Source organism: Neisseria sp. P0021.S007, assembly GCF_051956855.1.
This window is the reverse complement of record NZ_JBQCXA010001820.1, coordinates 1-432: the sequence shown is the minus strand read 5'-3', so window position 1 is coordinate 432 and position 432 is coordinate 1. Positions and strand designations below refer to the sequence as shown.

The window sequence follows — 432 nt, the reverse complement described above, 5'->3', positions numbered from 1 at the left end:
CCGCCCTGCAAACCGCCATTGCCTGGGCGCGCGAACAAATCGCCGCCATCAAAGCGCAAACGCACACCTACTGGGCCAACACCTTCGACAAAAGGACCGACAGTAACGAACGCGTAGGCCGAAGTGGGAGCGTGGGTTCCAATCGAAACTCCGTAGTCGACACGCCCGAATTGCGTGCCGTATACAACGAATTGATGTCAGAAATCACCATCTTCTTCACCGAAATCGGTCAAGCCCTCGAGTTGTACCACCGCTTTAAAATCATCAAAAACTCTGCCGAATTCGACACCCTCTCCCCGGCGCAGCAAACCAAGCTCAACCACGAATTGCGCGATTTCGTCCTCAACGGTGCCGAATTGCAGCCCGACCAGCAGACAGCACTTGCGCCACTGCAACCCAAAGGCGCGCAACTGTGTGCCAAATTCGCACCAA

The 432-nt window shown here is 55.6% G+C and carries 1 pseudogene; it reads left to right on the top strand.

The features are described 5' to 3' along the window. Positions 1 to 432, top strand: a pseudogene (locus ACTHUR_RS21630) (M3 family metallopeptidase); the annotation flags it as partial.